This is a genomic window from Hansschlegelia sp. (assembly GCF_035538955.1).
Taxonomy (GTDB): domain Bacteria; phylum Pseudomonadota; class Alphaproteobacteria; order Rhizobiales; family Methylopilaceae; genus Methylopila.
Genome location: NZ_DATLJK010000003.1, coordinates 12,248 through 30,933 on the forward strand (window position 1 = coordinate 12,248; position 18,686 = coordinate 30,933).

Consider the following 18,686-nt stretch of genomic DNA (forward strand, 5'->3'; position numbering starts at 1 on the left):
CAGGCGCAACACCCCGCGCTTGCGGAGTATCCTATATGTCGTGCGTCAGGCTTGTGAAGTCGCACGAAGGCTTGTTCTGCGAGGTTTGAGCGCGCTCGCCAGGAAGGCGCCGCCCTGGCGCAGTCCTTCCGGGTCGATGCCGTGGCCGACGCCGGGCGAAAGATGCCACTCCACCGGGATCTCGGCTGCGCCGAGCGAGTCCATTGCGGCGAACAACGCGTCGACCGGGATGACGTCGTCGCGCTCGCCATGCACCAGCAGGATCGGCGGCTTGCCCGTCGCCTCCGCTTGCAGGACTTCCGGCGACACCAGCATGCCCGAATAGCCGAGGATCGCGGCCGGCGGCGCGGCCCGCCTCAGGCCGACATGCAGCGCCATCATGGTTCCCTGGCTGAAGCCCACAAGAGCCAGCCGGTCGCCGGTCAGGCCATGGCGGGCGAGCTCGGCGTCCAGAAACGCGTCGAGGCCCGGCCGGGCTGCGATCACGCCGCGCCGGCGCTCGTCGGGATCGCGGAAGGTGAGCGGAAACCATTGGCGGCCGGAGGGCGAGGCCATGCAGCGCTCCGGCGCGTGCGGCGCGACGAAAGCGGCGTCCGGCAGCAGCCGCGCCCACTCCCGGCCGATCGCGATCAGATCGTTCCCGTCGGCCCCATAGCCGTGCAGGAAGACGACGAGCGACTTGGCGGCCCCGGAAGCGGGCGGAAGGCGGGGGCCGTCGATCTGCTGGCTCATAGGATCTCTTCCACGGTCGCGGGTCGGGTCGGCGCAGCGACCGCATCAGGCCCGCCGCGCATGGCGCCGTAATAGGCCCAGAGCAGTTGCGCCGCCACTCCGCGCAGCGGCCGCCAACGTTCCGCCATGCGCTCGGCCTCGGCGCGGTCAGGCCGCGCCGGCAGATCGAACGCGGCCTGGAGCGCCGCCTGCACGGCGACGTCTCCGGCCGGAAAGGCGTCGGCGCGGCCGTGCGCGAACAGCAGAAAGACGTCGGCCGTCCACGGCCCGATCCCGGGCACGGCGGTGAGCAGCGCCCGCGCCTCCTCCTCCTCGCGGTCAGCGAGCCCTGCTATGTCCAGGCCGCCGTCGACGGCCGCGCACAGCGCTCGGATGGTGCGGAGTTTCCCCCGCGACACGCCGGCGGCGCGGAACAGTTCGTCGGGGGCCTGTGAGAGCCGCATATGCCCGATGGCGCCAAGCGCGGCCTCAAGCCGCGCATGGATGGCGCGCGCGGCCGCTACGGAGATCATCTGGGAGTTGACGACCCAGACCAGTCCGGGGAGGTCGCCGCTGAGGGTGCGCAGCGGCGGCTCCGCGCCGACGGTCCGCAGGCGCGCCATTTCGGGATCGAGGGCGCAGAGCGCGTCGAGCGCCGCGTCGAGCTCGGTCCTGCTAAGAATGCGCAGATGGCTCACCGCCATCAGGCTAGCGGGAAAGGACCGATGCAGGAACCGCCTTCGCTCCGGCCGGGAGAGGGAGTCATGGAGCCGGCTGGCGCTGCCGCGAGGCCGACCTTCCGCTTTGCCCCATCGCCCACCGGTTATCTGCACCTCGGCCATGCCCTGTCGGCGCTTGCGGTATGGCGCGCGGCCGAGGCGGTCGGAGGGCGGGTGCTGCTGCGGATAGAGGACATCGACCCGGTGCGTTCCCGGCCGGAATTCGCCGAGGCGATCGAAGAGGATCTGGCCTGGCTGGGCTTTCGCTGGGACGGCGCGCCGCGCCGGCAGTCGGAACATCTCGAGGATTATCGCCTTGCGCTCGACGCGCTCGACCGGCGCGGCCTGCTCTATCGCTGCAGCCTCAGCCGATCCGACATCGCGGCTGCGGTCGCGCGGGCGGAGGCGGCCCAGGGGGTCCCGTGGCCGCGCGATCCCGACGGCTCGCCGCGCCTGCCGGTTCCGGACGCGAAGGGCCCGATCGACGGATCGTTCGCGCTCCGGCTCGATATGCGTAAGGCGCTGGCCGAGCTCGCCGGCGAGCGGCTGACGTGGCTCGAGGAGGGCCGCGGCCCTGCAGGCGAACGCTGCGTCGTCGAGGCCCGGCCGGAACTCTGGGGCGATGTCGTGCTGGCGCGCAAGGATACGCCGACGAGCTATCATGTCTCGGTGACGGTCGACGACGCGCTGCAGGGCGTCACGCATGTGGTGCGCGGTCAGGATCTCTTCGAAGCGACGTCCGTCCATCGCCTGCTGCAGCGCCTGCTCGGCTTGCCGACGCCGATCTATCGCCACCACTCCCTGATCGTGGCCTCGGATGGCCATAAGCTCGCCAAGACCCGCGGCTCCCCTTCGCTGCGATCGCTGAGAGCGGCGGGCTGGACGCCTCACGACGTGCTGATCGCGGCTGCGGGGTGTTCAGACGCGATCCGGACGCAACAACAGAGCCCCTGAGCGCCCACGGGCCGCACATCGCGGCGAGGGAGGAAGCGATGGATCAGCCCGACGCCGAGCGAGCCTCGCTCTTGATCGAGGCCGGCCGCCAGCTCGGAGAGGCGCCGGCCGCGCCCCCGTCGGGCTTCGTCGAGGCGGTGTTCGGCCACGCTTCACCTGAGGATCTCGCGCCTTTCAGCCCCGAGGCGCTCGCCAGCCTCGCCCGCGCGGCGTGGGGCCATCTTGGCCGCAGATCGCCCGGAACGGCCGACATCCGGCTGAGCGACCACGACCTTCCCGGGCTCGGTGAAATCACCGTGCTGGAGATCGCCAATGACGACATGCCCTTCTTGCTCGACAGCGTGCTCGCCGAGCTCGCGGAGCGGCGCCTTCAGGTTCGCTTCGTCGTCCATCCGATCCTCGCCGTCACACGCGCGCCCGACGGGACGCTCTCCGGCTTCGGCGGAGACGCCGATCGCGCGGATTTCGAGAACGCGCCGCGCGAAAGCCTGATCCACCTTCACCTCGACCGCATCGACGACGCGGAGGACCGCCAGGCGCTCGTGGAAGCGCTCGCAGGCGTTCTTGGCGAGGTCCGCAGCGCGACGGCGGACCATAAGCCCATGCTCGCTGCGATCCGTTCGGCGATCGCGGCGTTCCGCGAGGCGCCGCCGCCGCTGCCAGCCGACGAGATCGCGGAGGCCGTGCAGTTTCTCGAATGGCTGGCCGAGGAGGATTTCGTCTTCCTTGGCGTGCGGGAATACGCGCTCGCCGGAGCCGGGGAGGAGGAGAACCTGGAGCCGGTCGCCGAGACCGGCCTCGGCTTGCTGCGGGACCCGCAAGTGCGCGTGCTCAAACGGCGCGGCGAGCTCGTCGTGATGACGCCGGAGATCCGGGCGTTTCTCCATGAGCCCAAGCCTCTGATCGTCACAAAGGCGAGCGTGAAGTCGCGCGTCTTCCGACGGCTCTACATGGACTATGTCGGGGTCAAGCGCTTCGGCGAGGATGGCCGTCTCTCGGGAGAACTGCGCATCGTCGGTCTGTTCACCGGCTCGGCCTTCATGCGGCCGGCGCGGGAGACGCCGCTGATCCGGCGCAAGATCGCGGAGGTGATACGCCGCGCCGGCTTCGATCCGGAGAGCCATTCGGGCAAGGGGCTCGCGGACCTGCTCGAGACCTATCCGCGCGAAGAGCTGTTTCAGGCAGGCCCCGAAACGCTGTTCGCGGCGGCGATGGAGATCCTCGCGCTCTACGGACGGCCGCGCGTGAAGGCGCTGCTGCGGCCGGACCGCTTCGGGCGGTTCGTCTCGGCGCTCGTTTACGTGCCGCGGGAGCGCTACGACTCCGAGGTCCGTGCGAGGCTGGGCGCGCATCTCGCCCAGCGTCTCGGCGGCCGGGTCTCGGCGTATAATCCGAGCTTTCCCGAAGGTCCGCTCGCGCGCGTTCACTTCATCATCGGGCTCGATCGCGCCCCGGACCCGGTCGATCCCGCTGCGCTCGACGCGGAGCTCGGCGCGATTGTCCGGACATGGGGCGACGGGCTCCGGCTGGCTCTGGCGGCCGCGCGGCCGGGCCCGGTCGCGCGCGCCTTGGCGCAGCGCTATGGCCGGGCTTTTGGACCTGCCTACGAGTCGCGCGTGGCCCCGTCCGAGGCCGTGACGGACGTCGACCAGATCGAACGGCTCGACGAGACCCGGTTCTTCGCTGTCGATTTCTACGCCCGCGGCGACGAGCCGGAGACGCGGCTGAATCTGAAGGTCTTTTCGCGCGGGCGTCCGGTTCCGCTGTCGCAGCGCGTCCCGATGCTCGAGGACATGGGATTCCGGGTCATCGAGGAGCGCACCTTCGAGATCGCGCCCGCGGGAGGCGCCCGCGTCTGGCTGCACGATATGACGCTGGAGCGCGCGGGCGGCGGCGCTGTCGATCTCACGCCCGAACTCGACGCGAAACTGGAGGCGCTGCTGATCGCCGCGCTGCGTGGCGACGCGGAAAGCGATGGTTACGCAGCCCTCGCGCTCGAGGGCTCGCTCGGATGGCGCGAGGTGTCCCTGCTGCGGGCTCTGTCGCGCTATCTCCGGCAAGCCCGCGCGCCTTACGACCAGGACTATATGGGGCGCACCCTGGTGAAGCACGCGGCGATCGCCGCAAGGATCGTCGCGCTCTTTGAAGCGCGCTTTGATCCCGGCGCGGGCTCGAACGGCGAGGACAGGGAGGCGGCGCTTGCGGGGGAGATCGAAACCGCCCTCGAAGGCGTCGACAGTCTCGACGAAGACAGCATTCTCCGCCGATTCCTCAATCTCGTTCGAGCGATGGTTCGGACGAACTTCTACCAGACCGACAGCGACGGCGCGCCGAAGGAGACGCTGGCGTTCAAGTTCGAGAGCGGCAAGATCGAGGATCTGCCGGCGCCGCGCCCGCTTTATGAGATCTGGGTCTACTCGCCGCGCGTGGAGGGCGTTCATCTGCGCTTCGGCAAGGTCGCGCGCGGCGGTCTGCGCTGGTCGGACCGGCCGCAGGATTTCCGGACCGAAATCCTCGGCCTCGTGAAGGCCCAGCAGGTGAAGAACGCGGTGATCGTGCCCGTCGGGGCGAAGGGCGGCTTCGTGCCGAAGCGCCTTCCCGCGGGTCCCCGCGAGGCGTGGCTCGCCGAAGGCACGGAGGCCTACCGGCTGTTCGTCCACGCCTTGCTCGACGTCACCGATGATTTGCGCGAGGGGCGCGCGGCCCCGCCGCCGAAGATGGTCCGCCATGACGGCGACGACCCCTATCTGGTGGTCGCGGCCGACAAGGGCACCGCCGCCTTTTCCGACACGGCGAATGAGATCGCGGAGCAGCGCGGCTATTGGCTGCGCGACGCCTTCGCCTCCGGCGGCTCGGCCGGATACGACCACAAGCGCATGGGCATCACTGCCCGCGGGGCCTGGGAGGCGGTGAAGCGGCATTTCCGCGAAATGGACGTCGACATCCAGACCACGCCGTTCACGGTGGTCGGCGTCGGCGACATGTCCGGCGACGTGTTTGGCAACGGCATGCTGCTGTCGCCGGCGATCAAGCTGATCGCCGCTTTCGACCATCGCGACATCTTCATCGACCCGAGCCCTGATCCGGCGATCTCGCTGGAGGAGCGCCGGCGGCTGTTCGCCCTGCCACGCTCAAGCTGGGCGGATTATGATCCGCAGAAGATCTCCCGCGGCGGCGGAGTGTTCTCGCGCGCGCTGAAGTCGATCCGGCTGTCGCCGGAGGCGCAGGCCGCGCTCGGCCTTGAACGCGCCTCGGCGACCCCGCGCGAGGTGATGAGCGCCATCCTGCGGGCGCCCGCCGATCTGCTCTGGTTCGGGGGCGTGGGCGCCTATGTGCGCGCCTCGGACGAGACCGACGAGGCCGTTGGCGACCGCGGCAACGACGCCATCCGGGTCACCGCCCAGGATGTTCGCGCCAAGGTAATCGGCGAGGGCGCGAATCTCGGCGTCACGCAGCGCGGCCGGATCGAAGCCGCCCAGCGCGGCGTGCGGCTGAACACGGACGCGATCGACAATTCCGCCGGCGTGAACACCTCGGACGTGGAGGTGAACCTGAAGATCGCGCTCTCCGGGCCGGTCCGGGACGGCGCGCTCCGTCTGGAGGACCGTAACCGGCTGCTCGGCGAAATGACCGAGGAGGTCGCGCGGCTCGTCCTGCGCAACAATTACGACCAGACCCTCGCGCTGTCGCTCGCTCAGCGCTCGGCGGCCGCCGAGGCCGGGTTCCACGCGCGGCTGATGCGCAGCCTCGAGGCGCGGGGTCTACTCGACCGCACGGTGGAGGATCTGCCCGACGACGCAGCCCTCGCTGAACGCGCGCGCGCCGGCGAAGGGCTGACGCGGCCTGAACTGGCCGTGCTGCTCGCCTGGTCCAAGATCGCGCTCTACGACGACATTCTGGCCTCCGACGTCCCCGACGGCGCCTATTTCGCCCGCGAACTCGTCAGCTACTTCCCGGCCCCCATGCGGGCGCGTTTTCGGGATCAGATCGCCGGCCATCGGCTCAGGCGTGAAATCCTCGCGACCTCGGTCGCCAACGCCATGGTGAACAGGGGCGGTCCGGCCATTCTGGTTCGCCTCGCGGATCAGACCGGCGCCAGCGCAGCCCGTGCGGCCGTGGCTTTTGCGGTCGCCCGCGAGGCCTTCCGGATGGAGGAGGTCCACGCTCAGATCGACGCGCTCGACACCAAGATCGGCGGCGACCTGCAACTGGGCCTCTATGCGCGCCTGCAGGAACTTCTGCTTCATCGCATGGTCTGGTTCCTGCGGAACGTCGATCTGGAGAACGACCTTGAGGCGCTCGCCAGCCGCTTCCAGCGCGGGGTCGACGCAGTCGCGGCGGGTCTCGACCAGGCGCTCAGCCCGGATGCGGCGGGGCGGCGCTCCGCCCGCGCCGAGGAACTGCTCAGGTCTGGACTGCCAGAACCGCTGGCGCAGCGGTTCTCCGCGCTGCTCGCCCTCGAAGGCGCGACGGATGCGGTGCTGATCGCCGAGCGGGCCGGCCGCTCTACCGATGTCGCGGCCGCCGCGCTGTTCGCGGTGGCGGATCTGTTCGAGATCGGGCGGCTGGTGCGCGCCGCGCAGGCGATTACCGCCGCCGATTACTACGAGCGTCTCGCCATCGACCAGGCGCTGGACCAGATCGGGGTCGCCGCGCGCGGCGTGGCGATGAAGGCGCTGGCGGACGCGCCGCAGGCGGACGGACGCGCGGCGGTCGAGGCGTGGCTCGGCCAAGCCGAGGACGCCGCGCGGGTCCGGCGGGCCGTGATCGAGATCGCCGAGTCGGGGCTGACGCTGGCCAGGTTGTCGGTCGCGGCGGGATTGATGCGCGATCTCGGCCATCAAGGCGGCTGACCGGAGGGCTTCAGTCGAGGAGCACCGCCGTACCGGAGGCGGTGACCATCAGCATCGAGCTTTCACGTCCGACCGTCTCGTAATCGAGATCGACTCCGATGACGGCGTTTGCTCCCCGGGCGCGCGCCTCGGCGACCATCTCGTCGATCGCGATGTCGCGCGCGCTCTTCAACTCGCGCTCATAGGCGCCGGAGCGGCCGCCAACGATATCGCGGACGGCGGCGAACAGATCCCGGAAAATGTTGGCGCCCAGAATGGCTTCGCCGGTGACAAGGCCCTGATATTCGAGGATCCGGCGACCTTCGACCGAATGCGTGGTCGTGACGAGCATGAGACCTCTCCTCCGGCGCAACCGCGCCACGGCAGGCTAGCTCGTCGTATCGAATAAGTCCCGTCAGGACTGGCGTCCGGCCTCGGCGACAGCCGGCGGCGGCGGCGCCAGCTTGCGGTCGAGCGCCTCCGCCAGGAAGGCGCCGACGCAGGCATGGCCGACGTCGTTCATGTGCAGGTGATCGCGCGAGATCATCGCGGCGCCGCCCGCCTTGGCGATCGCCCGCATGGCGGCATAGCGGCGCGCGAGCGGCACGCCGCTCGCCTTCGCGAGGGATTCGATCGCGTCGACGTAAGGAGCGTAGAGCGCCTCGTCCTGGGGCACGAATTGCGGGTCCAGCATGGCGACGTCGACGCCGGTTCCGGCGATCGCCCGGAGGCCGTCCGCGGCGACGCGGCGGAATGTGGCGAGGTCGAGCCCCCGCTCCGCGTCATTGGTGCCGATCTGCCAGACCACCAGATCGGGTTTGGCCGAAGAGATCTCGCGGTGCAGCCGGGCCTCGGCTCCGATGGCCGTTTCGCCGCCGACGCCGCGCGCCATCACGGTGACGCTCACGCCCGGGAGGCGCTGTGCGAGTTCCTGTTGAAGGCGCGCCGTAAACGCGTTGTTCGGCGAGGTGGCGCCGACGCCTGCAGTCGACGACGAGCCGACCACGAGGATCTTGAAGCCGTCGCTGTCCTTCAAATGGGACGCCGCGCGATCGAGCCGGCCGTTGAGGGCGAGATATTCGTCCGCCACCCGGCATGGCGCGCGTAGCGGCTCGCCGACCGCCCCAGGCGCGCACAAAGCAAGGCAGCCCAGCAGCGCGCCGGCGCGAAGGACCGAGACAACGGACGCCATGCACGGACCCCGATGTGAAGCAAAGGGTGCGGAGGTACTCCCCAGCCCGAGGGTCCGAATAACACGGGCAAGGGGGACGAGTCAGGTCAGGGCGAACCCGTATGTTGAACTTGGCGTGAACGACGCTGCGGCGGCGCTGCTCAGTGGCGAAAGTGTCGCACTCCGGTGAACGCCATCGCAAGGCCGGCTTCATCCGCGCGAGCGATCACCTCCGCGTCCCGCATGGAGCCGCCGGGCTGGATGACCGCGGTGGCGCCGGCCTCGATCGCCGCGTCCAATCCGTCGGCGAACGGGAAGAAGGCGTCCGACGCGACGACCGAACCCTCCGTGCCGGGGCGCGGCAGGCCCGCGGCTTCCGCAGCCTCGCGCGCCTTGTGGGCCGCGATGCGCGCGCTGTCGACGCGGCTCATCTGGCCGGCGCCGACGCCGACCGTCGCGCCGTTGCGCGCGTAGACGATCGCGTTCGACTTGACGTGTTTCGCGACCCGGAAGGCGAAGCGCAGATCCGCGAGCTCTTGCTCGGTCGGCGCACGCTTCGTCACGATCTTCAGCTCGAGGTCGTCGACCACGGCCGCATCGCGGGTCTGGGCCAGGAAGCCGCCCGCGACGGTGCGGATGGCGAGGCCCGGCGCTCGCGGGTCGGGGAGGTCGCCGGCGAGCAGGAGCCGCAGGTTCTTCTTGCCGGCGATGATGGCCTTGGCCTCCTCGTCGGCGTCGGGCGCGACGATCACCTCCGTGAAGATCTTGACGACTTCTCTCGCGGCCGCGGCGTCGAGCCGCCTGTTGAAGGCGACGATCCCCCCGAAAGCCGAGACGGGGTCGCAGGCGAGCGCCCGCTCATAGGCTTCGGCGAGGCTCGCGGCCTCGGCGGCGCCGCACGGATTGGCGTGCTTGACGATGACGCAGGCCGCCGTCCTCTGCGGATCGAACTCGCCGGCAAGCTCATAGGCGGCGTCGGTGTCGTTGATGTTGTTGTAGGACAGCTCCTTGCCCTGGACCTGTACGGCGGTCGCGACGCCGGGCCGGCTCTCCGCCGTACGGTAGAAGGCGGCGCTCTGGTGCGGGTTCTCGCCATAGCGCAGGGTCTGCGCGAGCGCGCCGCCCAAGGCCCGGAACGCGGGCGTCTCATCGCCGACTTCGCGGGACAGCCAGGTTCCGATCGCCGCGTCATAGGCCGCCGTGCGGGAGAACGCCTTGGCGGCGAGCCGGCGGCGCAGCTCAGGCGTCGTGGCGCCGCCATTCGCGGACATCGCGGCGAGCACCTCGTCATAATCTGACGGCTCGACCACGACGGTGACGTCGGCGTGGTTCTTCGCGGCGCCGCGGATCATGGCCGGACCGCCGACGTCGATGTTCTCGATCATCTCGTCGAACGGCGCTGCGCGCGCCAGCGTCGCCTCGAACGGGTAAAGATTGACGACGAGGAGATCGATGGCGGCGATGCCGTGCTCCTGCATCGAGCGCTGGTGGCCGGCGTCGTCCCGAACCGCCAGAAGGCCGCCATGGACCTTCGGATGCAGCGTCTTGACGCGCCCGTCCATCATCTCCGGAAAGCCGGTCAGCGCCGATACGTCCTGAACCGGAAGACCGGCCTCGCTCAGCGCCCTGGCGGTTCCGCCCGTCGAGACGAGGGCGACCCCACGGTCGTGAAGCGCCGTGGCGAACGCGACGAGCCCGCTCTTGTCGGAGACGGAGAGCAGCGCGCGGGCGATGGGACGGTCGGGCATGGCTTCGATTCCGGGCGGCGGGGCCCTGCCGGTAGCATCTCGGGCCGCAGAGCTGAAGAGCCGAACGCCCGCCCGCGGATGCGTCAGGTCGGCTGGGGCGGCGGGCCGAACAGCGTCGAAGCCGCGGGGAGCCGCGACGCGCGTCCGGACTCCTCGTCTGCGGCCTCGAGAGCCCAGGCGATGCTGGGAGCTCCTCGCACGCTGGCGCGGATCACGAGCTGCTCGGATCGCCGCGGCCCGCGCGGGTCCGAGAGGTAGACGCTCTCCTCGAGGGAGACCGCCGCGTCGCGCGTCGAAAACATCCAGGCGGCGCCGCTCGGCAGCGCCAGCAGAGCGCCGAGGCCGTCCTGCCGCAGCGTCGCGCGAACATGGGGGTGGAGGTGGAAGCGGAGCGCCACTGATGGATCGCTCTCCGAGCGGGATCCCTCGACGCGGCGAAACACATCCTCGCCGATCAGGCTGCGGCCGTCATGGGAGAGCAGCACCGAGCGCTCGTGCACCACGCCGAACCGCGTCGCGTAGCCGTCATGGCTCGCCACGACCCGCACGCCGGCGTCGCTTCGCTCCCGCCGCGCCGCGACTGCGGACGGCCCGGTCAGCACCCGCGCGCCGGCGACGCGGCGCAGCCCGGCGGAGGTGAATCGGCAGGACGAGACTTCTCCCACCGTCGCCGTGGAATGCGCTGCGGTCGCGCGTCCGGCCGCGAACCAGTCGCCGCCCTGGAAACGGGGCGAGCCGCAGTTCACGATGATGCGCTCTTCATCCCAGGAAAACTCGAAAGACAGGCAGCCGGCATGCGCCTGCTGCGACACGTCGAACGGGGGCGGGGCGCCGGCGTCCATGATCGCCAGAGCGCCAGCCGCCGCCAGCCGCTGGTAGCCGGAGTACTGCGCATCCTCCACCGGCGCGCCGCGCGCGTCGTCATAGGCGAGCGCCGTGGCGACCAGATCGAATGGTGTGGGGCCTGCGCCGTTGAACTGGGCGAATTCGCCGTCGCCATGCCGGAAGAAGCGCAGCATCGGCATCATCCGGTCGATCGCGCTGAGAAGCGTCTGCGGCGGCTGCGCGTTGCGCGCCGTGAAAGCCTGCCGCAACGGCAGCAGGTCGAGCAGCGCGCCGACGAGCGCGGCAGGATTGCGGCTCACATGCCCGCCGTCGGGGAGGATCTGCCGATCGAGCTCCTGCGACAGCCGCTTCGAGGCGGCCTTCAGCAGGCGCGCCTCCCCGGACAGGCACAGGCCGGCATATGCCAAAGCCGCGGCGGCGGTGAGCCGCGGCAGCCCGTCCGGCGTCTGGTGGAACATGCGGTCCAGGCGGCGGGTTTGGCGGCTCGCGCTTTTCAGGAAGCGCCGATAGAAAGCGCGATCCGCCCCGTCCAGGATGAGCGGCGCGTGGCAGAACCAGGAGATCAGCCGGCGCGCGGCGACCTCGGGTCTCTGCGCGCTGGGAGCCAGGCCGCCCCGCAGGCCGATCCACTCGTTGACGAGCGCGCGCCCATTGGCCCGCGCCAGGGTCGTGTCGGCCGCCCGCAGGTGACGCAGCCAGGCGAAGCCGTGCAGCGCGTCGGCCCATTCCTCCGACGGCGCCGCCGCCAGGAAGGGCGAGGCGCCGCGGGTCTCCAGGACCCGGCCGCCAAGCGAAAACGTCCCGGCGTAGATCTCAGCGGCCCGCGTGGGGTCGGTCGTCCGGAGGTCGTGCGGCGCGATCAGCAGCTTTTCGGGCGTGCGATGCGCGACCTCGCGCGGCAGAGCCACGAGCCCGGCCAGCCGTCTCCAGACGGCGCGCGCCCAGATGGTCGAGACGATGCCGGCGAGCCGCGCCTTTTCGCCGAGCGCCGCCACGCCCATACCTTCTCCCGCCCGATCTCGACGCCTCAGCGCCACCCCGCGCGAGTCTCGCACATGAAGCCGCCACTGTCGCGATTCGCGGGCGTCAGCCGACGCGCAGCCGCGCCATGAAGAAGCCGTCGCAGCCCGCAAGTCGGGGATCCTCATGCGGGAAGTGGAACGGCAGCGTCCGCACGCAGCCTGTCGCGTCGATCGCGTCTTCGATTCCCGGGAGCTCCTCGGCGCGCGCCGGCTCCACGGAAACGCGCGGGTTACGCGCCAGAAGGGCGGCGATCTGGCGCTCTCCCTCCTCGGGCTCGAGCGAGCAGACGCAATAAACCAGCAGGCCGCCCGGTTTCACCAGTTTGACCGCGCAATCCAGCAACTGCGCCTGGACCCGCGCAAGGCCTGCGATGTCGCTCTCACGCTTCAGCCAGCCGACGTCAGGGTGGCGCCGGGTGGTGCCCGTCGCGCTGCATGGCGCGTCGAGCAGCACCGCGTCGGCCGGCTCGGCCGAAAGGGTGGCAGCGTCCGCGACCCGCGTGGCAGCCGAGAGGCCGAGCCGCGAAAGGTTTTGTGAAAGCCGCATCAGGCGTTCGGCCGATTTATCGACGGCGACGACCTCCGCGCCCGCGGCGGCCAACTGGGCGGTCTTGCCGCCAGGCGCCGCGCACAGATCGATGACGCTGCGGCCGTCGAGGTCGCCGAACAGGCGCGCCGGCAGCGCGGCGGCCGCGTCCTGCACCCACCAGGCGCCTTCCGCGAACCCCTCGAGCGCGGAAACAAGACCGCTCGCCACGAGCCGGACGGAGCCGGTCGGCAGCGCGACGCCGCCGAGCCGCTCGGCCCATTGCGCCGGGTTCTCCTTCACCGAGAGATCGAGCGCGGGTTCGACTCCGACGCTCGCTGCGATCCGGGCCGCGACGTCCGCGCCATAGCTGCGCGACCAGCGCGCATAGAGCCAGCCTGGCACGTCCGCGCCGGGCCTCTCCGCGGGCAGGCCATCGGCCACGATGCCGCGCAGAACCGCATTGGCGAGCCCTGCGAAATGGCGCGCGTCAGGGTCGGCCCGCGCGGTCGCGACGGCGAGATCGACGGCTGTGTGGGCCGGCGCCTGCATGTAGAGGGCCTGCGCCGCCCCGGTTACGAGGATCGCCTCCAGCAGCCCCGCCTTCTTGGGCAGGCCCTTTTCGAGCTTGCCCGCGACCAGGCTCCGGAGCGTTCCCAACCGCCGCAGCGTGACGCCCGCGATGGCCCGGGCGAGCGCTCGATCGCGCGGGTCCAGCGCCCGGAAATCGCAAGGGTCGTGCTCGATCTCGAGCGAAGCGTCGAGCGAACGGGTCCGCGACAGCACGCCGTCTACGAGCCGCGCCGCGACCCGCCGCGGCGCGAGGCCGGGTATCTCAGGCTGCGGGCGACCGGGACCGCCCTGAAAGCGCCGGCCGCCGAAGGACCTGCCTTGAGGCGGACGGCTCAACCCCACGGGCCGCCGCGCGTGCCCGTCGAGCTCCAGGGACCGTAGGATCCACCCGCCGGCGCGGCCGCAAAGCCCCGCTGGCCGGCGCCGGTGCGGCGCGCGAGCTCAAGCAGCGCCGCGATGCGGTTCTCGGTCGCCGGGTGGGTGGAGAACAGATTGTCCATACGCTCGCCTGACAGGGGATTGATAATGAACATATGCGCCGTGGCGGGATTGTGTTCCGCCGCGGCGTTCGGAATTCGGGCGGCGCTCCCCGCAATCTTGCCGAGCGCCGAAGCCAGCCAGTCAGGTCGGCCGCAGATCTCGGCGCCGCCGCGGTCGGCCGCATATTCGCGCGAGCGGCTGATAGCCATCTGGACCACCATCGCGGCGATCGGCGCAAGGATCATCATCGCGATCGTGCCGAACACCCCGAAGGGCGCGTTGTTATCGCGATTGCCGGAGAAGAAGTACCCGAAATTGGCCAGCATGGAGATGGCGCCGGCGATCGTCGCCGTGATCGTCATGATCAGCGTATCGTGGTTCTTCACATGTGCGAGCTCGTGCGCCATCACCCCCGCGACCTCCTCGCGGCTCAGCGTGTTGAGCAAGCCGGTCGTCGCGGCCACGGCGGCGTTCTGGGGGTTACGGCCGGTCGCGAAGGCGTTCGGCTGGTCCTCATGCATCAGATAGACGCGCGGCATCGGCAGCCCCGCGCGCTGCGAGAGCTCCCGGACCAGCGCATAGAACTCCGGCGCGGTGCGCTCGTCGACCTGCTGGGCGCCATGCATCGAGAGCACGAGCTTGTCGCCGTTCCAGTAGGTGAATGCGTTCATCGCGACCGCGACGCCGAGCGCCAGCACCATGCCGCCCTTGCCGCCGATCAGGAAGCCGACGCCCATGAACAGCGCGGTCAGTCCTGCGAGCAGAATGGCCGTGCGGAAGTAGTTCATGTGAGCTTCGCCTCCTGAGAGCGTGACGTGCGGATTCTGCACGCGCCATATATGTGAGCGCTACGCGTCCTTCGCTACCGCTGGGCGTGGTCATCTTACCCGTTGGGAATGGCGTCTATGGACGAGGAGCGCAGGAAGCCGATCAGCGAGGCCGCGGCGCGTGCGCTGGCCGAGGCCGCGGAGCGCCGGACGCGATATGAGCAGGCGGAGGCGGAACTCGCCCGCAAGCGCGAGATCGCCGGACGCGACGGCCCCGATCCCGTCCGCTATGGCGATTGGGAGCGGAAGGGGCTGACGAGCGATTTCTGAGCCGGAGGCGCCTGCAGGCCGTCCGAGGCGGCCGATCCTCGGTCGACTGCTGGGGCGGCTCCTCGCCGGCGTCCTGGTGATCGCCGGGGCCGTTGCCGGCATCGTTCTGTCGGACCTCGATCGCTACGCGCCGCTCGATCTGCGCGAGCCGCCGGGCTTTCTGACGCAGTGGCGGCTGCGCGCGCTGTCGGCCGACCCTGAGGGCTGTCTGCGCGTCCTGCGGCGCTCGCAGGTGACGGTCCGCCGCGCTCCTGAACGCCGATCGGTCAACAGCTGCGGCTATGCCGACGGGGTGACGCTCTCGGGCGGCGCCCTTTCCGATCTGCCGGTCATGAGATGTCCGCTGGCGGCGGCCGTCGTCGCCTGGGAGCGTCACGTGCTGCAGCCGGCGGCGCGAAGTGGGCTTCACGCCGAGATTGTCGGGATCCGACATCTCGGCGCCTATTCGTGCCGCGACATAGCGGGCCGGCCGGGCCGCCGGTCGCAGCACGCGACCGGCAACGCGCTCGACGTTTCGGCCTTCGAACTGTCGGACGGAAGCGTCGTCTCGGTTGCGTCAGACTGGAGCCGAGGCGGAGGGAAAGCGGCGTTTCTGCGGGAGGCGCGGACCGGCGCCTGCGGGCTTATGGCCGGCGTGCTTTCGCCCGACTGGAACGCCGCGCACAGCGATCATTTCCATCTCGACATGGGCTCCGTCGACATCTGCCGTTGAGCTCAGGGAAGGACGACGACCTTGTCGCCCACGCTGACGCGCTCATAGAGGTCCATGATGTCGGCGTTGCGCATGCGGATGCAGCCATAGGACGCGAAAGTGCCGATCGAGCTCGGTCGGTTGGTGCCGTGGATCGCGTACTGGTCGCGATCGAGCACCAGGGCGCGCGGGCCCATCGGGTTTCTTGGCGAGCCGCCGGGAATGACGTCGGGAAGGAACGGCTTGTCGCGCTTCACGTCTGCGGGCGGCGACCACGCCGGAGCGACATACTTGCCCTTGATATAGGCCGATCCGAGCCACTGCTTGCCGCGCTTGCCGACCGCAATCGGATACCGATAGGCGGCGCCGTCGTTGAGGATGAAATAGAGCCTCCGCTCTGCGTTGCGGATGAGGATCGTGCCGGCGCGGTACTGGTTGTTTTCAAGCCTTACGACCTCGCGCGCCTGAGCAGGGCCGACGCCAAACCCCCAAAGAGCAAGCGCCGCCGCAAAGCTCCGCCCGACCGATCCGATTGCCGCCATCCTTCACGCCTCGACTGCGCCGCCTGCAGCCATGCAGGCCGAATACCCGCTGCCGTGCGCTTAGACCATGCCGCCGATGAACACCGGGTTGAGCAGGCGCGGGAATTTGTTCATCGAACCGCAAAGCTTTGGAAAGAGCGGAAAATAATCCTTTACTTAGGGCGCGCTTTGCCATTCGATAGGATCATGATCTCGCCTTCGAATTCCAAGCCCTGGTCGCTGCGGCGTTGCGCTGATCTGGGCGCAGGAGCCTGCCTCGGCGCGACGCTCGCGCTCTCGACTGGGATGAGCAGCGAAGCGCCGAAAACGCGGCCGTTCCTCGACCACGGCTCCCTCTCGGCGCCACAAGGGATGCCGGCGACGGCGCTCGCGGTCCTGGACGGCGACACGTTCGAGGCCCGGGTCGTGGTCTTTCCCGGGCAGGAGATCGTCACCCGGGTTCGGCTTGCGGGAGTCGACGCGCCAGAGCGCCGGGGGCGCTGCGCGGCGGAGACCGCCGCGGCCGAGCGAGCGACCAGCGCCCTGAGAGCGCTGGTGGAGGGTCGCCGGCTCACCCTGACCGAGGTGCGCGGAGACAAGTACTTCGGGCGGGTGATCGCCCGCGTGGCCAGTAGCGCCGGCGACGTCGCCGAGACCCTGATCGCAGGCGGCAACGGCCGCCCCTATGACGGGGGCCGCCGCGCCGGGTGGTGCTAGCTCCCGGGGCCGCCGCTCACAGGGCGACGGCCGATGGGCGAGGTGGGCCTCTCAGGCCGCCTCGCCCTTGCGCCGGTTCTGGCGGTGCTGGATCAGGTCGTCGACGACGCCCGGGTCCGCAAGCGTCGAGGTGTCGCCGAGCGCGCCGAACTCGTCCTCGGCGATCTTGCGCAGGATGCGGCGCATGATCTTGCCTGAGCGGGTCTTGGGCAGGCCCGGCGCGAACTGGATCAGGTCCGGCGAAGCGATCGGGCCGATGTCCTTGCGGACCCAGGCGACGAGCTCCTTCTTGAGCTCGTCGGTGCCTTCGACGCCCGCCATCAGCGTGACATAGGCGTAGATGCCCTGGCCCTTCAGATCGTGCGGATAGCCCACGACGGCGGCCTCCGACACCTTCGCGTGCGCCACCAGCGAGCTCTCGACCTCGGCGGTGCCCATGCGGTGGCCAGAGACGTTGATGACATCGTCCACCCGACCGGTGATCCAGTAGTAGCCGTCAGCGTCGCGCCGGCAGCCGTCGCCGGTGAAATACTTGTTCGGGTAGGTCGAGAAGTAGGTCTCCTCGAAGCGCTTGTGGTCGCCATAGACGGTGCGCATCTGGCCCGGCCAGCTGTCGGCGATCACGAGATTGCCCTCCGCGGCGCCCTCCAGCACATTGCCTTCGGCGTCGACGAGCTCCGGCCTCACCCCGAAGAACGGCTTGGTCGCCGAGCCGGGCTTCAGGTCGGTCGCGCCGGGCAAGGGCGTGATCAGGATCCCGCCGGTCTCGGTCTGCCACCAGGTGTCGACGATCGGGCAGCGCTCTTCGCCGACAACCCGATAATACCACTCCCAGGCTTCCGGATTGATCGGCTCGCCGACTGAGCCGAGCAGGCGAAGGCTGGCGCGCGAGGTCTTCTTCACCGCCTCCTCGCCGCCGCCCATCAGCGCCCGGATCGCAGTCGGCGCGGTGTAGAAGATGTTGACCTTGTGCTTGTCGACCACCTCCCAGAAGCGCGAGGTCGACGGATAGTTCGGGACCCCCTCGAACATCAGCGTGATCGCACCGTTCGCAAGCGGCCCATAGACGATGTAGGAGTGCCCGGTCACCCACCCCACGTCCGCGGTGCACCAGTACACGTCGCCCGGATGGTAGTCGAAGATCAGTTGATGCGTGAAGGACGCGAAGACCAGATAGCCGCCGGTCGTGTGCAGCACGCCCTTCGGCTTGCCGGTGGAGCCGGACGTGTAGAGGATGAACAGCGGATCCTCGGCGTTCATCTCTTCCGGCGGGCAATCGGGCGAGGCCGCCGCGACGGCGTCTTCGTAGCGGAGGTCGCGACCCTCGATCATGGGGACGTTCCCGCCGGTGCGTGAGACGACGAACACGGTGTCGACGCCCCCGACCTTCTCGATCGCGGCGTCGGTATTGGCCTTGAGCGGGACCTTGCGTCCGCCGCGCAGGCCCTCGTCCGCGGTGATCACGCAGCGCGACTCACAGCCCTCGATCCGGCCGGCCAGGCTGTCTGGCGAGAACCCGCCGAACACGATGGAGTGCACCGCGCCGATGCGGGCGCAGGCGAGCATCGCATAGGCGGCTTCGGGGATCATCGGCAGGTAGATCGTGACCCGGTCGCCCTTCTTGACGCCGCGCGCCTTGAGCGCGTTCGCGAGCCGGCAGACCTGCTCGTGCAGCTCACGATAGGTGATCGCCCGCGAATCCTTCGGGTCGTCGCCTTCCCAGAGGATCGCAGTCTGGTCGCCCCGGCTCGCGAGATGCCGATCGATGCAGTTGGCGGAGACGTTGAGGACGCCGTCCTCATACCATTTGATCGAGACGTTCCCCGGCGCGAACGAAACGTTCTTCACCTTGGTGAACGGCTTGATCCAGTCGACGCGCTTGCCGACTTCGCCCCAGTACCCATCGGGATCTTCGACAGAGCGACGGTAATCCGCCTCGTATCGCGCCTTGTCGATGTAGGCGCGCTTCGCCCAGCCTTCCGGCACAGGATGGACTTTGTCGGACATTGCGCTCGCTCCCAAGCGTCGTCATTCGCCAGCTCTTCAGGCGGCTACGCGCAGTCTAGGCCGCGCCCGCA

15 protein-coding genes are annotated in these 18,686 nt (G+C 69.9%); 5 read left to right on the forward strand and 10 right to left on the reverse strand.

Going from position 1 to position 18,686, the window contains the following annotated elements; genetic code table 11:
• Nucleotides 1-45 precede the first annotated feature (45 nt).
• Together VM780_RS00990 and VM780_RS00995 are read right to left on the reverse strand one after the other, a co-directional pair.
• Entirely contained in the window at nucleotides 46-732 is a 687-nt protein-coding gene (locus tag VM780_RS00990) for an alpha/beta hydrolase (RefSeq protein ID WP_325444193.1), read from the reverse strand.
• Nucleotides 729-1,415 (reverse strand): DNA-3-methyladenine glycosylase 2 family protein, encoded by a 687-nt coding sequence (locus VM780_RS00995; protein ID WP_325444195.1) that lies wholly within the window; start codon nucleotides 1,413-1,415, stop codon nucleotides 729-731. Before VM780_RS00995 ends, VM780_RS00990 begins: the two co-directional genes overlap by 4 nt.
• 60 nt (nucleotides 1,416-1,475) lie before the next feature.
• Here VM780_RS00995 and gluQRS point away from each other — a divergent pair, with 60 nt between their 5' ends.
• Together gluQRS and VM780_RS01005 are read left to right on the forward strand one after the other, a co-directional pair.
• A complete protein-coding gene (gluQRS, locus tag VM780_RS01000) occupies nucleotides 1,476-2,384 on the forward strand; it encodes a tRNA glutamyl-Q(34) synthetase GluQRS (RefSeq protein WP_325444197.1) in 909 nt (302 codons plus the stop codon).
• Nucleotides 2,385-2,422: 38 nt separating this feature from the next.
• Nucleotides 2,423-7,237, forward strand: coding sequence for an NAD-glutamate dehydrogenase (locus tag VM780_RS01005; protein ID WP_325444199.1), 4,815 nt, complete (start codon nucleotides 2,423-2,425; stop codon nucleotides 7,235-7,237).
• 10 nt (nucleotides 7,238-7,247) lie between these two features.
• Here the strand turns inward: VM780_RS01005 and VM780_RS01010 are convergent, their stop codons facing one another.
• The 6 genes from VM780_RS01010 to htpX form a co-directional block, all read right to left on the reverse strand.
• A complete protein-coding gene (locus VM780_RS01010) occupies nucleotides 7,248-7,568 on the reverse strand; it encodes a heavy metal-binding domain-containing protein (protein WP_325444201.1) in 321 nt (106 codons plus the stop codon).
• Between the two features lie 63 nt (nucleotides 7,569-7,631).
• A complete protein-coding gene (locus tag VM780_RS01015) occupies nucleotides 7,632-8,408 on the reverse strand; it encodes an SGNH/GDSL hydrolase family protein (protein ID WP_325444203.1) in 777 nt (258 codons plus the stop codon).
• A 140-nt stretch (nucleotides 8,409-8,548) separates the two neighbouring features.
• Nucleotides 8,549-10,135, reverse strand: a complete 1,587-nt coding sequence (purH, locus tag VM780_RS01020) for a bifunctional phosphoribosylaminoimidazolecarboxamide formyltransferase/IMP cyclohydrolase (protein ID WP_325444205.1) — start codon at nucleotides 10,133-10,135, stop codon at nucleotides 8,549-8,551.
• 83 nt (nucleotides 10,136-10,218) lie between these two features.
• Nucleotides 10,219-11,982 carry a heparinase II/III family protein gene (locus VM780_RS01025; RefSeq protein ID WP_325444207.1) on the reverse strand — a complete coding sequence of 588 codons (1,764 nt, stop codon included), beginning with the start codon at nucleotides 11,980-11,982 and terminating at the stop codon, nucleotides 10,219-10,221.
• A gap of 85 nt (nucleotides 11,983-12,067) precedes the next feature.
• On the reverse strand, nucleotides 12,068-13,363 hold the full coding sequence (locus VM780_RS01030) for an RsmB/NOP family class I SAM-dependent RNA methyltransferase (RefSeq protein WP_325444355.1): 1,296 nt from the start codon (nucleotides 13,361-13,363) through the stop codon (nucleotides 12,068-12,070).
• A 71-nt stretch (nucleotides 13,364-13,434) separates the two neighbouring features.
• Nucleotides 13,435-14,370, reverse strand: coding sequence for a zinc metalloprotease HtpX (htpX, locus tag VM780_RS01035; protein ID WP_325444209.1), 936 nt, complete (start codon nucleotides 14,368-14,370; stop codon nucleotides 13,435-13,437).
• 117 nt (nucleotides 14,371-14,487) lie between these two features.
• Here htpX and VM780_RS01040 point away from each other — a divergent pair, with 117 nt between their 5' ends.
• Nucleotides 14,488-14,679, forward strand: coding sequence for a DUF1674 domain-containing protein (locus VM780_RS01040; protein ID WP_325444211.1), 192 nt, complete (start codon nucleotides 14,488-14,490; stop codon nucleotides 14,677-14,679).
• A 76-nt stretch (nucleotides 14,680-14,755) separates the two neighbouring features.
• Nucleotides 14,756-15,391 carry an extensin family protein gene (locus tag VM780_RS01045; RefSeq protein ID WP_325444213.1) on the forward strand — a complete coding sequence of 212 codons (636 nt, stop codon included), beginning with the start codon at nucleotides 14,756-14,758 and terminating at the stop codon, nucleotides 15,389-15,391.
• 2 nt (nucleotides 15,392-15,393) lie between these two features.
• Here the strand turns inward: VM780_RS01045 and VM780_RS01050 are convergent, their stop codons facing one another.
• Nucleotides 15,394-15,912, reverse strand: a complete 519-nt coding sequence (locus tag VM780_RS01050) for a L,D-transpeptidase (RefSeq protein WP_325444215.1) — start codon at nucleotides 15,910-15,912, stop codon at nucleotides 15,394-15,396.
• 186 nt (nucleotides 15,913-16,098) lie between these two features.
• Here VM780_RS01050 and VM780_RS01055 point away from each other — a divergent pair, with 186 nt between their 5' ends.
• Nucleotides 16,099-16,608: a thermonuclease family protein gene (locus tag VM780_RS01055; protein ID WP_325444217.1), complete on the forward strand. Its 510-nt coding sequence runs from the start codon at nucleotides 16,099-16,101 to the stop codon at nucleotides 16,606-16,608.
• A gap of 51 nt (nucleotides 16,609-16,659) precedes the next feature.
• Here the strand turns inward: VM780_RS01055 and acs are convergent, their stop codons facing one another.
• Nucleotides 16,660-18,615 carry an acetate--CoA ligase gene (acs, locus tag VM780_RS01060; protein ID WP_325444220.1) on the reverse strand — a complete coding sequence of 652 codons (1,956 nt, stop codon included), beginning with the start codon at nucleotides 18,613-18,615 and terminating at the stop codon, nucleotides 16,660-16,662.
• Nucleotides 18,616-18,686: the final 71 nt, after the last annotated feature.